General features: G+C 59.7%; 11 protein-coding genes. All 11 read left to right on the forward strand.

Annotated features, from left to right (window positions below):
* The first annotated feature begins 236 nt into the window (after nt 1-236).
* The 11 genes from glgX (at nt 237) to JFT86_RS21865 (ending at nt 15,207) form a co-directional block, all read left to right on the forward strand.
* Nucleotides 237-2,396: a glycogen debranching protein GlgX gene (gene glgX, locus JFT86_RS21815; protein WP_201238282.1), complete on the forward strand. Its 2,160-nt coding sequence runs from the start codon at nt 237-239 to the stop codon at nt 2,394-2,396.
* 1 nt (nt 2,397) lies between these two features.
* A complete protein-coding gene (locus JFT86_RS21820) occupies nt 2,398-3,396 on the forward strand; it encodes an acyl-CoA dehydrogenase family protein (RefSeq protein WP_201238283.1) in 999 nt (332 codons plus the stop codon).
* The gene (locus tag JFT86_RS21825; protein WP_201238640.1) at nt 3,393-4,163 is read left to right on the forward strand and encodes a PIG-L family deacetylase; all 771 of its coding nucleotides are present in this window, start codon (nt 3,393-3,395) and stop codon (nt 4,161-4,163) included. The genes JFT86_RS21820 and JFT86_RS21825 overlap by 4 nt, the downstream gene beginning before the upstream one ends.
* Nucleotides 4,160-4,759, forward strand: a complete 600-nt coding sequence (locus tag JFT86_RS21830) for an SAM-dependent methyltransferase (RefSeq protein ID WP_201238284.1) — start codon at nt 4,160-4,162, stop codon at nt 4,757-4,759. Before JFT86_RS21825 ends, JFT86_RS21830 begins: the two co-directional genes overlap by 4 nt.
* Nucleotides 4,756-5,442, forward strand: a complete 687-nt coding sequence (locus JFT86_RS21835; protein WP_201238285.1) for a glycosyltransferase — start codon at nt 4,756-4,758, stop codon at nt 5,440-5,442. The genes JFT86_RS21830 and JFT86_RS21835 overlap by 4 nt, the downstream gene beginning before the upstream one ends.
* A gap of 157 nt (nt 5,443-5,599) precedes the next feature.
* Nucleotides 5,600-6,358 (forward strand): PIG-L family deacetylase, encoded by a 759-nt coding sequence (locus JFT86_RS21840; protein ID WP_201238286.1) that lies wholly within the window; start codon nt 5,600-5,602, stop codon nt 6,356-6,358.
* A gap of 162 nt (nt 6,359-6,520) precedes the next feature.
* Nucleotides 6,521-9,115, forward strand: coding sequence for a hypothetical protein (locus JFT86_RS21845; protein WP_201238287.1), 2,595 nt, complete (start codon nt 6,521-6,523; stop codon nt 9,113-9,115).
* Between the two features lie 416 nt (nt 9,116-9,531).
* A complete protein-coding gene (locus tag JFT86_RS21850) occupies nt 9,532-9,891 on the forward strand; it encodes a DUF6124 family protein (protein WP_201238288.1) in 360 nt (119 codons plus the stop codon).
* A gap of 407 nt (nt 9,892-10,298) precedes the next feature.
* The gene (locus JFT86_RS21855; RefSeq protein ID WP_201238289.1) at nt 10,299-11,081 is read left to right on the forward strand and encodes an endonuclease/exonuclease/phosphatase family protein; all 783 of its coding nucleotides are present in this window, start codon (nt 10,299-10,301) and stop codon (nt 11,079-11,081) included.
* A gap of 198 nt (nt 11,082-11,279) precedes the next feature.
* The gene (locus JFT86_RS21860) at nt 11,280-13,814 is read left to right on the forward strand and encodes an autotransporter outer membrane beta-barrel domain-containing protein (RefSeq protein ID WP_201238290.1); all 2,535 of its coding nucleotides are present in this window, start codon (nt 11,280-11,282) and stop codon (nt 13,812-13,814) included.
* 322 nt (nt 13,815-14,136) lie between these two features.
* Nucleotides 14,137-15,207: an autotransporter outer membrane beta-barrel domain-containing protein gene (locus JFT86_RS21865; protein ID WP_201238291.1), complete on the forward strand. Its 1,071-nt coding sequence runs from the start codon at nt 14,137-14,139 to the stop codon at nt 15,205-15,207.
* Nucleotides 15,208-15,244 lie beyond the last annotated feature (37 nt).

A 15,244-nucleotide genomic window follows, 5' to 3' on the forward strand; every position in this document is an offset into this window, starting at 1 on the left:
AAAAACCTCACAAACCAGAGCCTGACTTCAAGGAGGCAGCTTTTGTGGTGAGGGGATTTATCCCCGATGGGTCGCACGGCGACCCCAAATGCTTCAATGCGGGATTTCAGACATTCCGCATTCAACGATTTTGCGACTGCTGCGCAGCCGATCGGGGATAAATCCCCTCACCACAAAAGCCCCCTCCCACAGAGTCAGGTGCCGTTTGAACTACCCCGATTTTTGCAGGAGCAATCATGACCCGTCCAAACAAAGCCGAGCCCGTCACGCACGCCGAACCTTCGAGAATCCGCGAAGGCCTGCCCTTCCCGCTCGGCGCGACCTGGGATGGCCTGGGGGTGAACTTTGCCCTGTTCTCCGCCAACGCCACCAAAGTCGAACTGTGCATCTTCGATGATGCCGGCGAGGTCGAACTCGAACGCATTGAACTGCCGGAATACACCGACGAGATTTACCACGGCTATTTGCCCGACGCGCACCCGGGGCTGATCTACGGCTACCGGGTTTACGGCGCATACGACCCGGCCAACGGTCATCGTTTCAACCACAACAAACTGCTCATCGACCCATATGCCAAACAACTCGTTGGTGAACTGAAATGGTCGGAAGCCCTGTTCGGCTACACCATCGGCCATCCCGACGCTGACCTCAGCTTCGACGAACGCGACAGCGCGCCTTTCGTGCCCAAGTGCAAAGTCATCGACCCGGCGCACACCTGGGGCAACGACCACCGCGTCAGCGTGCCATGGGACAAAACGATCATTTATGAGACCCACGTGCGCGGCATCAGCATGCGTCACCCGTCGGTGCCGGAGAATGTGCGTGGCACGTTCGCCGGGTTGATGGTCGATGACGTGCTCGAACACATCCGCAAACTGGGCGTGTCCACCGTCGAGTTGCTGCCGATCCATGCCTTCGTCAACGATCAGCATTTGCTGCACAAAGGCATGACCAACTACTGGGGCTACAACAGCATCGCCTTCTTCGCCCCGGACCCGCGTTACCTCGCCAGCGGCAAGATCGCCGAGTTCAAGGAGATGGTTGCGCACCTGCACGAGGCCAATCTGGAAGTGATCCTCGACGTGGTCTACAACCACACCGCCGAGGGCAACGAACAAGGCCCGACCCTGTCGATGCGCGGCATCGATAACGCCTCGTACTACCGATTGATGCCGGACGACAAGCGCTTCTACATCAATGATTCCGGCACCGGCAACACACTCGACTTGAGCCACCCGTGCGTACTGCAAATGGTCACCGACTCGCTGCGCTATTGGGCCACCGAGATGCACGTCGATGGTTTCCGCTTCGATCTGGCAACCATTCTCGGGCGTTATCACGACGGTTTCGACGAGCGTCACAGCTTCCTCGTCGCCTGCCGGCAGGACCCGGTGCTGCGCCAGGTGAAAATGATTGCCGAGCCGTGGGACTGCGGCCCCGGCGGCTACCAGGTCGGTAACTTCCCGCCGGGCTGGGTCGAATGGAACGACAAGTTTCGCGACACCGTGCGCGCCTTCTGGAAAGGCGATGACGGCCAGGTCGCCGACTTCGCCAGCCGCATGACTGCCTCGGGTGAGATGTTCAACCAGCGTGGACGGCGGCCGTATTCGTCGGTGAACTTCATCACTGCTCACGACGGTTTCACCCTCAACGATCTGGTGTCGTACAACGACAAGCACAACGAAGCCAACGACGAAAACAATCAGGACGGCAGCAACAATAATCTGTCGTGGAACCATGGTGTCGAAGGGCCGACCGACGATCCTGAAATCAACGCGCTGCGCCATCGGCAGATGCGCAACTTCTTCGCCACCCTGCTGCTCGCCCAGGGCACGCCGATGATTGTCGCTGGCGACGAATTCGCCCGGACTCAGGACGGCAACAACAACGCGTACTGCCAGGACAGCGAAATCGGTTGGGTCAACTGGGACCTGAGCGAGGACGGCAAAGCGCTGCTGAAATTCGTCAAACGCCTGATCAAGTTGCGTCTCGCCTACCCGATCCTGCGCCGTGGGCGTTTTCTGGTCGGCGAGTACAACGAGGACATCGGCGTCAAGGACGTGACCTGGCTCGCCCCCGACGCGACCGAGATGACTACCGAGCACTGGCATGACGCCCATAACCGTTGCCTGGGCATGCTGCTTGATGGCCGCGCACAGGAAACCGGGATTCGCCGCAAGGGCGCCGACGCGACCCTGCTGCTGGTGGTCAACGCCCATCACGACATCGTCAACTTCACCTTGCCGGAAGTTCCGGAAGGCAGCTTCTGGACATGCATGGTCGACACCAATCAGCCATCGATCCGCGGTCAGGAGCGCTTCGATTTCGGCCACGAATATTCGGTCACTGGCCGCTCGTTGCTGCTGTTTGAACTGCACCGCGAAGAAGAAGATTGATATGGAACTGCAGAACTATCTCGCTCGCCGGCCACCGGACTACGCCAACACCGTAGCGCTAGGCGGTTGCCTGCGGGCGATGGTCGAGGCCGGGCTGGATCGATTGCCGCTGCCGGGCAGTGGCCACACTCTGGAACGCTTTCGGCATCTGGCCGATGTCGGCGGACACGATCTGGGCTTGTGCAAACTCTACGAAGGTCACACCGACGCGCTGGCAATCATCGAGCAACTGGGTGGTTCGCCAACGCCCGGCAGCACCTGGGGCATGTGGGCCGCAGAACCGCCGCAGGCGCGAGTGCAAGTGCGTCCCGCCGGGCACATGGTGGCGCTGCACGGACGCAAGGCATGGTGTTCCGGCGCGGCGGTGCTCAGCCATGCGCTGCTCACCGCGTGGGATGCCGATGATCAGCAGCAACTGGTGGCGGTCGCACTCGATCAACCGGGCGTGACCATCACCGATCAAGGCTGGCAAGCCGTGGGCATGGCCGCCACCGGCAGTGTCGAAGTTTTGTTCGAGGGCGCCGAGGGTCAGGCCATCGGCAATCCCGGCGACTACCTGCAACGCCCGGGTTTCTGGCAAGGCGGGATCGGCATTGCCGCCTGCTGGTACGGCGCCGCGCGGCAGATTGCCGAGGCGCTGCGCCAACACTGCGCGCAACGCGAAGAGCCGCACGCCCTCGCCCATCTCGGCGCAGTCGATGCGGCATTGCAGGCGGCGGCCGATGTCTTGCGCTTCAGCGCGTTGCACATTGATGCGCATCCCGAAAACAACGCCGAACTGCTCGCCCGGCGCGCTCGCGCAGTGGTTGAACAGTCTGCCGAACAGGTGATCCGCGACGTCGGCCGCGCACTCGGTGCCGGTCCTTACTGCAAGGATCGACATTTCGCTCGCCTGATCGCCGACCTGCCGGTTTTCCTGCGCCAGAGCCACGCCGAACGCGACCTCGCGGCCCTCGGCCAAATCGTTGCCGCGCAACCGAAAGAGGCATGGACGCTATGAACGCCGTCAAGAAAGATAATCCGATCGTCGGCCAAGGCACGTCCCTGCACCAATGGCAGGGCTCGCGGCATCTGGCGCAACTGCAAAGCGTCGACATTCTCGATCTGGTGCCGCCTGGCTCGCGAGCGGTGATCATCGCCCCGCACCCCGACGATGAAGTGCTCGGCTGCGGCGGTTTGCTGCAACTGCTCGCCGCTGCTGGCCGGCCGTTACAGCTGATTTCCGTGACTGACGGCAGCGCCAGTCATCCCGGTTCCGAGCGTTGGCCCGTCGAGCGCCTCAGCGTGATCCGTCCGCAGGAGTCCGCCGAAGCATTGCGCCGTCTCGGCGTGCCCATGCATCGCCTGAAATGGCTGCGCGGCGGCTTCAGCGATACACAAGTTGCCGCTCAAGAACAGGAGCTGAGCGAGTTCATCGAACGCCATCTGCGCCACGACGATGTGGTCTTCACCACGTGGTGCGAGGACGGCCATTGCGATCACGAAGCAGTTGGCCGCGCCAGTGCCGAGGCGGCGCAGAGAGTCGGTGCAACGTGCCATGAATTGCCTGTGTGGACGTGGCATTGGGCAACCCCGGAAGACGCCGTTGTGCCGTGGCAACGGGCGCGCAAGATTCTCCTGTCGCCCGCACAGGTGGCGCGCAAACGCCATGCGGTTCACGCCTTCGCCAGTCAACTGGAAGGCGATCCGGCAGCGGGGCTTGATCCGGTGCTGGCGCCGTACGTGCTGGATCGCCTGCTGCAACCCTTCGAAGTGGTGTTCCTATGAGCGTCGAGGATCGTTACTTCGACGGCCTGTTCGCCGGCAACGACGACCCGTGGGCCTTTCGCGAGCGCTGGTACGAGCAACGCAAACGCGCAATCACCCTCGCCGCGTTGCCACGCCCGCACTATCGCTCGATTTTCGAAGCGGGCTGCGCCAACGGCGAATTGAGCGCCGAACTGGCCACGCGTTGCGACCGCTTGCTGTGCTGTGACACGGCGAGCGCCGCGGTCAAACTGGCGACCACCCGATTGAGCCTGTTTGATCACGCGCTGGTGCGGCAAAGTCGCTTGCCGGGTCACTGGCCGGAGGAGAAATTCGACCTGATTGTATTTAGCGAGATCGGCTACTACCTCGATGGCAAGGATCTGACAGACGTGATCCACCGGATCAGTGATTCCCTGACGGCCGACGGGCAATTGCTCGCCTGCCATTGGCGTCCGCCCATTGATGGCTGCCCGCTGAACGCACGGCAGGTGCACGACCTGATCCATGAGCATTTGAAGCTGCCGCTTCTGGTCCTGCACCAGGAAGCGGATTTCATCCTCGAAGTCTGGAGTCGTGAGCCACGCTCCGTGGCCGCCCTGGAGGGTTTGCGATGATTGGCATTCTGATCCCGGCGCACAACGAAGAGGACTTGCTCGATGAGTGCCTGAGCGCGGCAATGCGCGCGAGCCGCCACGGTTTACTCGCCGGCGAGCGGGTTGAAGTGCTGGTGGTGCTCGACAGCTGCACCGACCGCTCGGCGCAGATTGTTGCCAGCTACCCGGTGCTGAGCCTGCACATTGACGCCCGCAATGTCGGTCAGGCCCGTGCTGCGGGCGCCCAGGTGCTGCTGGAACGCGGCGCCCGCTGGATTTCCTGCTCGGACGCCGACAGCCGCGTCGCCGATGACTGGCTGGTTGCCCAGCTCGGATTGGGCGCAGACGCGGTGTGCGGCACTGTCACGGTCGAACGCTGGCATGAGTCATTCGATGAGGCAGCGCAAATCCGCTACCACCGTCACTACCGCGCCTGCGATGGCCATCGGCATATCCACGGCGCCAATCTGGGTATCAGCGCCGATGCCTATCGTTGGGCCGGAGGCTTTAAACCGCTGGCCTGCGACGAAGATGTGCAACTGGTGCGCGAGCTGGAACTGGTCGGCGCCAACATCGCCTGGAGTCATCGCCCGCAAGTCCACACCAGCGCTCGATTCGACAGCCGCGCGCGAGGCGGATTTGGCGACTATTTGCGAGAATTAGCACAGATAGAGCAAAAAAATACGGATCAGATTGATCTGTGACGCGACGAACTGCATTACTTGAGCAATACTCTGCTGCGCGGCAATCCAGGATTCGGAGCGTCGCAAGGCAATCAACCAGCCTTCACGGGTCGGCCGCGCCAGCTATTCATGGCCACGGGCACGACTGAGGGCGAGACCACACAAGGACGTCGCACCCATGAAACCGTTATCGCTCACCGAAAACAGTCCGTCGGCGCAAATCTGGAACAGCGCCCCGCAACTGGACAATATTCCCGTCATCAACACCCGCAGCCTCGTGCCGCCCGGCGCCCGCGCCGTGGTGATCGCCCCGCATCCCGGCGATGAAGTCGTGACCTGCGGCGGATTGCTGCAATTACTCTCAAGCCTCGGCCACCCGTTGCAGTTGCTGTCCATCACCGACGGCAGCGCCAGCCACCCCGGCTCACGGCAATGGTCGGAAAAACGCCTCAGCGTGTTTCGCCCACAGGAAAGTGTCGAAGCCCTGCGCCGTCTCGGTCTGCCGATGCACAGCCTGAAATGGGTGCGCGGCGGTTTCACCGACAACGCCCTCAATGATCAGCACACCCAACTCACCGAATTCATCGGCCGCTACCTGCGCCCCGGCGACGTGGTGTTCAGCACCTGGCGCGGCGACCGCAACGACGATCATGAAGCGGTCGGTCGCGCCAGCGCCGAAGCCGCCGAACTGGCCGGTGCGACCTTCCACGACGTGCCGGTCTGGGCATGGCACTGGCCTGAGCGCGATCAAAAACTGATCCCCTGGGAACGCGCCCGCAAACTGCGCCTCGACACCTGGACCGTCGCGCGCAAGAGCCACGCCACTCATGCCTACGCCAGCCAGTTGAAGGGCGAACCGGCCATCGGCATCGCGCCAATGTTGCCGCCGGTCATCCTTGAACGAATGCGCCTGCCCTACGAAATCGTCTTCGTCTAACACCGCACCGTGTGTAAATGCGGAATGCGATCAACCGGTGGGTGTGGCACTTTCGCCACCGCCGCACCATCCGTCGCCACCTGTCAGATCTGACAGGTGCGCAAATCCTCATTTAGCGCTCTGATGGCTCCTGCCCGTTCTCACTACGCAGGAGCCTCTTCCATGACCGCCTCGTCCTCTGGCGACAACACTGTCCTTGTCCTCTTTCCGCCCATAGTCAACGGCCAGACCGAGCCCGTGGTTGGCGCGGACATCGGCGTGCCTTTGGTGGCCTATGACCTGGTCACCGACGGTGAAGGCGCGGTTGTTTTTGTCGATCCGCCATTCTCTCCCACCATGGAGTCCGGGGATGTCATGGAGCTTTGGCTCAAGGACGAGTCGGCCAAACTGGACAGTAAAACCATTGACGATCCGAACGTGCGCACCAGGTTGCGCATTCCCAAGGGCCGGCTGCTTCCTAATCGGGTCAACGAGCTTTACTACACCATCACGCGCGGCAGCCAAAACATCGGCAAGTCGAATCCGCTCACCATCCTCTACAACAAGATCCGTCCAGGCTTGAAGGACAAGTACGACGCATCCGGTGGCCATTCCGAACTCAAACTGCTGCTGCCCGACGTGATCAAGAACGGCGTCGGTGCGGATTTCGTCAGCGCCGACGTCTGTGTGTCCTACCCGTACTGCCGGGCTTATGACCTCATCACCCTCAAATGCAACGGCGAACTGATGACGGCCAATGTGAATCCGAATCAGGCGCCGCAACCGCCGAATCATGGCTCCGAAGAGCCCATCACCATTTGCTTCACCATCACTCGCGCGTTTCTGGACAAGGCGAAACGGATAGAGCAGAAACTGTATTTTTCCTACACCGTCACCGACCAGATCGGCAACGGCCCGGACACCGATGCGCCATGGTCGCCGGTACAAGCCGTGGATGAGGATCTGGATGGCATCCGTTTGCCGAAGCCGATTCTGCTGGAACTGCTGGAGGAATTTCCGGGGGATGACCCCGAGGAAATCGATCTGAAAAAACTGGCCGGCAAGCCTTTGCTGCTGGTGGTGTTGACGGCGAATCCCCCTTTTGTTGCGGGTGATAACGTGCTGGCGACCTACACCGCCCAAGACACCGGGCAACCCGCCGATGTGGTGGTGAACGTCAGCGGCAAAGTCGAAGCGGATCAGTTCGGATCGAAAAAGCCCTGCATTCTCGAAGTGCCCAACGCCAAGGTCTTCGCCGGCAGCCGTGTAACGGTGATCTATGAACTGCGCAGACCCAATGGTGACTTGGTGGGCAATTCCGTCACGGCCAACGCAACGGTAACCGGAGCCACGCCGATTGATCTGCTACCGCCGAGTCTCGTGGCGCCGGCCGTCGATCCTGTCGATGTGCTGGCCTATCCGAACGGGATCACGATGCGCATCGAATACCTTGCAGCCCTTGACGGCGATCGTGCGCGATTGGCCGAGGTCGATCCGCCGACAGGTTCGCCACAGTTTCCGTTGGTGGCATTCAACAGCAACAAACGGGTCAACACCGTGCTGACCCCGGCGTATCTCGCGGCCCGCCAAGGCAAGTCATTCGAGTTGCGCTGGAACCTCAATCGCAATGGCGGGCAGGCCGGGAAGTCAACCCCGACGCCACTGAGGGTGCTGAAGATTGCCGATGGCGACTCACGTTTGCCGACACCGAATATCGCAGGCAATACAACTAACGTACTGGACGTTGAAGCCCTCAACGACGGGGCGCGGATTCTTGCAGTGAAATGGCCAGTGTTCGAGCCAGCGCAACCGATCTGGGTTACGTGCAAGGGTTTTGACAACAATGGCAACCCGATCAGTACCGAGGTGAAGTCTGGCGAGCCCAATGACTCATTGGATGGATTGAACGTTCAGGCGCCGGTTGCGTGGTTGAAGGCGCTCAAGGATAGCAGCGCACTGACCGTGGAATGCGCCGTCAGTCTTGATGGCTCGCGTGACAGGACCAGGGCGGTTTTACTTCCGCTGCGCACTTACACCATCAACAGTGTGGAGCTGATTGTGCCAACAATCACCAAAGTAACGGACTCCAGAGGTAATCCGATCCCAAACAACGCACGCACCTTCGATACAACTCTGACTCTCGAAGGATCTGCCACGAAGAATCTAAGTATTGATGTGCTTGATCGAGGGAACTTTCAGGCCACCAGAACAGTTGATACTGCTGGAGTGTGGATACTTCCTTCACTCACGGTGATACCCGGCTCGTATATCTTTACTGCGAAAGCGAAGTATGGGGAAGATCTAGAGTCCGACCCATGGATTGTTACTGTCGATCCGACCCTTGAGTACGAAATTACAACGTTTGAAGACGGTACATTTGGGGGATGGTCGCCTGGCCCAGCAGCGAGTGACCCTAGGGATTTGAGTATCAGACTGGAACAGGGCAATCGAAGATTATTCAATAACACGTTTACCAACAACTCGGCGGGGATTGTTCTTAAAAAATCCTTTGGCAACTTCAAAATCGGACAACGTTATCAATTTTCCATTACGGCTGTTACCCGTTGGATCGGAGGGGGTGGTGCTGTACCGATTCTTTCTTTGAGCACGACACTGGAACAGTTAACCCAAGCCACGGCTCTTCCCAGAACATGGATATACCTCACAGGAACATTCATTGCCCAGCAAAATACTCTGGAGCTGAGAATAAACAGCCACCAAGCCACAACTGACAGCAACGATTATGAGATGGATAATTTACAGATAAAAGCTATTTAGCAATTGCTACATGATCAAGGACTGACCCTGTGAAGCTGCCGATGCCGATCTTTTGCATTTAAACACCAACGTTTAAATGAAACGCCAAGACACGTAATCAGACTACACGACCTTGCGTAATTGCCTACAGCTACGCCAGAATCCGCCGGCTTGTGCGCCTTGAGGTCGGGTTCTATTGTGGTGCGGTCGCTGACGAATCAGCGATCGGGTTTCGCAGCCCGGATCAATCAAGGCGCACAGCGCTCCCAATCGTTGCTCTCAAGATTTATCGCAACGGTGCTTCATGGCGGCTGTGCGCGGGATACCTTCGGGTATGCCGGGTTCCTTGATTCCCGGTCTGCGAACCTGCGTACAGCTGCCACCTCTCTTCGTTTCGCAGCGAAATGTGGCGGCTCCGACAATCAAGGAGTTTCACCATGATCAAACCAACACCCAACCCGCCCGAAACCGATCCCACCTCCCCCTACGAATCTCTCGATTCGAAAAAACTCAACGAGGCCGCCGACCGCGCCCTCGATCACTACCTCTGCCCGCCCGGGTCCACGCCACCGCCACGCAGAGTCCGCAGGATGTATGCCGTTACCGCCGACTTCAAAAATGAGGAGATGCTGGCCGATGCCAGCGAAACGCTCGCTTCAGCCAGAACCATCGCCCATGACTTCGCCCATCTCATTCCAGCGTCGCAACGCAGGACGCTGCTGGGCATTGCGCAACTGATCATGCTCGGGGAACTGGCGGTGAATCGGGTGCTGGATAATTTGCAGATTCCCGACTGACACCAGCCCCATTGTGGCGAGGGGATTCATCCCCGATGGGCTGCGCAGCAGCCCCAAAACCTGTGACCTCGATCTTTCAGGAAGACCGCATACTCAGGATTTACAACTGCTGCGCAACCCATCGGGGCGGTGCGACGTTTCGCTGAATCCCCTCACCACAAGTACGTAGTTTTTCTGAAGGATCGAGGTCATAAGTTTTGGGGCGGTGCGATGTCTCGCTAAATCCCATCACCGCAATGATTTTGTAAAAACTGACGCAGGCTGCGATCTTTTGAGCTTGAGATGCAAAGTCAAAAGATCGCAGCCTTCGGCAGCTCCTACATAAGGCGTATCTACCGATTCAGACGGAACTGCCGCCCTCACCCATCAGTCGCATGAACAGGCACTCAGGATTCAGAGGAGTAACCGTGTCCAGCGATCCCAAGCGTCATGCCGTCGACGCCCCCGTCATCCATCGCCTTCGTGTGTTGACGGTCAATACCCACAAGGGTTTCACCGTGTTCAACCGGCGGTTCATCCTGCCGGAGTTGCGCGAAGCGGTACGCAGTACTTCGGCCGACCTGGTGTTTCTGCAAGAGGTGGTGGGTGAGCATGAGCGGCATTCGAACCGTTACAACGAGTGGCCGCAAACTTCGCAATACGAATTTCTCGCCGACAGCATGTGGAGTGATTTCGCCTATGGGCGCAACGCGGTTTATCCCGACGGCCATCACGGCAATGCACTGTTGTCGAAATACCCGATCCGTGAATACCGCAATCTCGACGTGTCGATCACCGGCCCCGAACGCCGTGGTTTGTTGCACTGTGTGCTGGATGTACCGGGCCATGCTGAAGTCCACGCGATTTGCGTGCATTTGAGCCTGCTCGAAAGCCACCGCCAATTGCAGTTGCAACTGCTCTGCCAATTGCTCGAATCGTTGCCGGACGATGCCCCGGTGATCATCGCCGGCGACTTCAATGACTGGCAGTTGCAGGGCAATACGGCCCTCGCCCGGCGTGCTTATCTGCACGAAGCGTTCGAACGCCATCACGGGCGACCGGCGAAGACCTATCCGGCGCGGTTTCCGTTGTTGCGCCTGGACCGGATCTACCTGCGCAATGCCAGCAGCCATGACCCGCAGATCCTCGGTAACAAGCCGTGGACGCACCTGTCGGATCACTTGCCGCTGGCGGTGGAGGTGCACCTGTAGCACCGTCATGAGTACGACCGTTCGTCAGTCATGCTGACAACGACAGAAATACCTTCTACACCTTAAAAGGCTGAAGGATTGGCACTTTCATAACGTTAGGGTTCAGATCTCACGTAGTTCATAAGCTTCAGAGGTTTTTAGATCAGGCACCCCTTCAAGGACGAATTCCCCCAGTCGCTACACTAGGGAATTGCCACGATGCGATCTATTCAATCTTTGAAAAGGCTGTCGCACACTTTCATTCTCCCGGCGTCCATTGCGCTACTCGCCAGTCCACCGGCTTGGTCTGCCTGTGTATTGACACCCGGCCCCGGCAACGATTCCTTCACCTGTGACAGTGGCAGCAGCGGCCCGTTGACTGACCTTTCGGGTAACAACAGTCTGACCCTCCCCGTAAACGGCACCGGCCAGATCAATGGCAGCGTGACTTTCGGCGCTGGCACCGATCGGGTTGAGATGAACTCCGGCGTTATCACGGGTGCGGTGAATCAAGGGGCGGGCATCGATGACTTTGTCATGACCGGCGGATTGCTCGGTTTTCTGGCTCAGGGCGACGGCCGCGATACTTTCTTGATGACCGGCGGCACTATTGCCGCTGCCTTCGAGGACGGCGATGTCGCGCGCATGACCGGCGGTACCATCGGCCGGGTCGACATGAAACTCGACAACAATATTTTTGACCTGTCGGGCGGGCAGATCATCGGCAATCTGGTCACCGGTTTCGGCACTGACACCATCATCGTCTCCGGTGGCCGGATCGGCGGTAACATCAGTGTCAGCGGTGGCAACGACAGCATCACGGTGACCGGTGGAGAAATCGTCGGCGAGATCCGCGCCAGTGTCGGCGATGACCGCTTGCTGTGGGACGGCGGTGGCATCATCCGCTCGGCCATTCTGATGGACGTCGGCAATGACAGCGCCACGCTGCGCAATCTCGACGACAGTATTCTGGCGCTCACGCCCAGCGTCGACGGCGGCACAGACAACGACGTACTGACCTTCGACAACAGCCGAACCGCCCTGCCCGCACGCTTCACCCAGTGGGAAACGGTGAATCTGAACAACGGTTCGCAACTGGATCTGGGCGCCAGCAGCCTGGTGCTGGGCGATGCCGGAACCGGCAGCGGTGTGTTGAATATCGATGCCAGCAGCGTTGTGCTGTCGACCCAGGGTGCGGTCTCGCCTGCTGTGGCCGGGCAAGCCGTGACGCTCAACAACGCCGGCATCATCGATCTGACGCGCGGCAATAGTCGCACTGACGACACGCTCACCGTGCAAGGCAACTACGTCGGCAACAACGGCCAGTTGTTGCTGCAAACCGTAGTCGCGGGCGACGATTCGCCGAGCGACAGGTTGGTGGTCAACAACGGCAGTCTCAGTGGTGCATCGGTCATCAGTGTCAGCAATGTCGGCGGTCTGGGCGCGCTGACCGAGGTCAATGGCATTCAATTGGTGCAGGCGCAAGGCAGCACGGTCAGTACCGATACCGCGTTTACCCTCAGCGGCCCGGTGTCTGCCGGCGCCTACGATTACTACCTGTTCAAGGGCGGTGTCACGGCCGGCACCGAGAACAGTTGGTACTTGCGCTCGGCGGTGGTCGCGCCGCAGGTGGTGAGCGTGCCCAATCCCGATCCGACGTTGCCGCCGATTCTGGTGCCGGTGGTGGCCACGCCTGTCGCGGCGGCTATTACGCCGATTGTCGCGACACCGGGCGAACCTGCGCCCGCCGTATCGCTGCCCGTGCTGCCGGCGGCCGTGGCGGGTGCCGCGCCGATTCCCCTGTATCGTCCGGAAGTGCCCACCTGGTCGGTGTTACCACCTGCCGCCGCGCAATTGACCCTGAACGCACTGGGCACCTTTCATGATCGTCAGGGCGATCAGCGCTTGCTCAGCGAAACCGGCGCGTTCGGCGCGGGTTGGGGTCGGGTCTATGGCAAGAACCTCGAACAGACCTGGGCCGGGACCGTCACCCCGCGCCTCGACGGATCGCTCAACGGTTTTCAGGTCGGCAACGATCTCTACAGTGCACAAACCTCTGGCGGCCAGACTCAGCGCGTTGGTTTTTTTGTCGGCCATAGCCGTCTCCAGGGTGACGTCGACGGTTTCAATGAAGGTTTTCAGGACAAAAGCGCCGGCAAAATCAAACTTGAAGGCGACAGTTACGGCTTGTATTGGACGCTGACCGATCCGTACGGCTGGTACATCGACACCGTCGTGATGGGCACCCGTTTCGATGGCGACAACCACTCCGACCGTGGTGTGAAGCTGGACAATCGCGGTCATGCCCTGACGCTTTCCGCGGAAGCGGGTTATCCGTTTGCGCTCAACGACACCTGGGTCATCGAGCCACAAGCGCAAGTCATTCACCAGAAAATCTCTCTCGACAGCCAGGACGACGGCATCTCACGGGTCTCATTCGACTCCGACGGTGCCTGGACTGGTCGTCTCGGTGCGCGGCTCAAAGGGCGCTATCAAGTCAGTGGATTGCCAGTGGAGCCGTATCTGCGCGCCAACCTGTGGCACACGTTCTCCGGCAGCGATTCGGTAACCTTTGGCGACAGCGATGTGATCAGCACCGAACAGAAGTCCTCGACGGCGGACGTCGGTCTCGGTGTAGTGCTGACACTGGATCGCGCCGTGAGTGTTTACGCCAGTACCGATTACAGCCGCAATATTGACAGTAATGACTTGCGTGGGGTGTCGGGTAACCTCGGGGTTCGTATCAGCTGGTAGACCTTCCGTCGGCAATAAAACACCTCTGGCACGGGGCTTTCACTACGATTTTCCGTACAAACAACCACTTAGTTATGTGCAGAAAAACAAACGCTTGCGCAGCGTGTTTTGCCACTACCGCTCATCGTTCAATTTCTTGACGCGCAGGCGTGACTCTTCTTATCTCTACCTTACTACCCCCGGAATCACTACCCGGGGCGAGCCTTCGGACTCTCGCGAAATCGAGCGTCCATGGCTCGCCTCGCTCCATTCGGTCGCCCCTCGTTCGGGGTAGGAGAGACGCCACATCGAGATGCCGCATGCGCTTGCAAGGTAGACCTCCATGAAAATTTCACTCACCCCACACGAGATCAAAATCACTTTTTGCACAGTGTCGAGTTCTATCTTGCTGTGCTCATCCATGGAGGCGCAGGCCAGTCCTGCGGCGGATGAAACCACCCCGTGGTATCGAGAGAACGTACCGGTCATGAACCTGCCAGCGACGGTTATCACGCCCGATCTACAGCGTTTCAGCCCCCGGCCTGACCTGCGCGGCGCCGATCTGATCACTGAAGAGCTGGCGCCGGGTGCCTGGGATCAACTGTATGGACGGAGCGCCCGACAAGCGCAAACCGATGTGCTGTCCTCGGGTTTCGCGACGCCCGGCAGCGGTGAATTCAAAGGCCCTGCCGTGTTGACCCTGCAAAGCGGCAACGGCCACACCCAGAAGATCGGTCTGATGGGTGGCGAAAACCTGATTCAAGCCAATGGCAACGGGCTGATAACCAGCCGCGCCCTCGCCGATCCGAACACCGACATCCTCAATCTCCAGGGCCAAAGCCTTGGGGCCTATTACAGCCTGATCGGCGCACAGGGCTGGCACGTCGACCTGTCGGCCAGCGGCGGCAGGGTCAGTGGGTTCAGCCGCAATGAACAAGGTGCGCGGCAGGCCACTGAGGGCAGCGCGATGACTTTCTCGGTGGAGGGTGGCTATCCGATTGGCTTGAGCGAAAACTGGGTGGTCGAACCCCAGGCGCAATTGATCAATCAGCGTATTACCCTTGATACACCGTACGCAGGCTCGGGCAATGCCTCGTCGACCGATCTGACCGCGTGGACCGGCCGCGTCGGCGCACGGTTGAAAGGCAGTTATGACTTGAGCGGTCTGCCGGTCGAACCGTACGTGCGCACCAACCTCTGGCACACGGTGTACACCGGCAACACAGTGACACTGGATCAGGTCGACAAGATCAGCAGCAGTCGCAAGTCATCGACGGTTGAGTTGGGATTGGGACTGGTGGCGCGGGTGACGCCGTCGGTGAGTTTATACGTCAGCGCCGATTACAGCAGTGATGTCGATGACAATGATCTCAACGGCTTGATTGGCAGCCTCGGCGTACGGATGCGTTGGTAGGGTTTGGCTTGGAGGCGATGGCGTTGGTGCGGACGCC

Origin of the sequence: Pseudomonas sp. TH06 (genome assembly GCF_016651305.1) — a bacterium.
In the GTDB taxonomy this organism is placed as follows: domain Bacteria; phylum Pseudomonadota; class Gammaproteobacteria; order Pseudomonadales; family Pseudomonadaceae; genus Aquipseudomonas.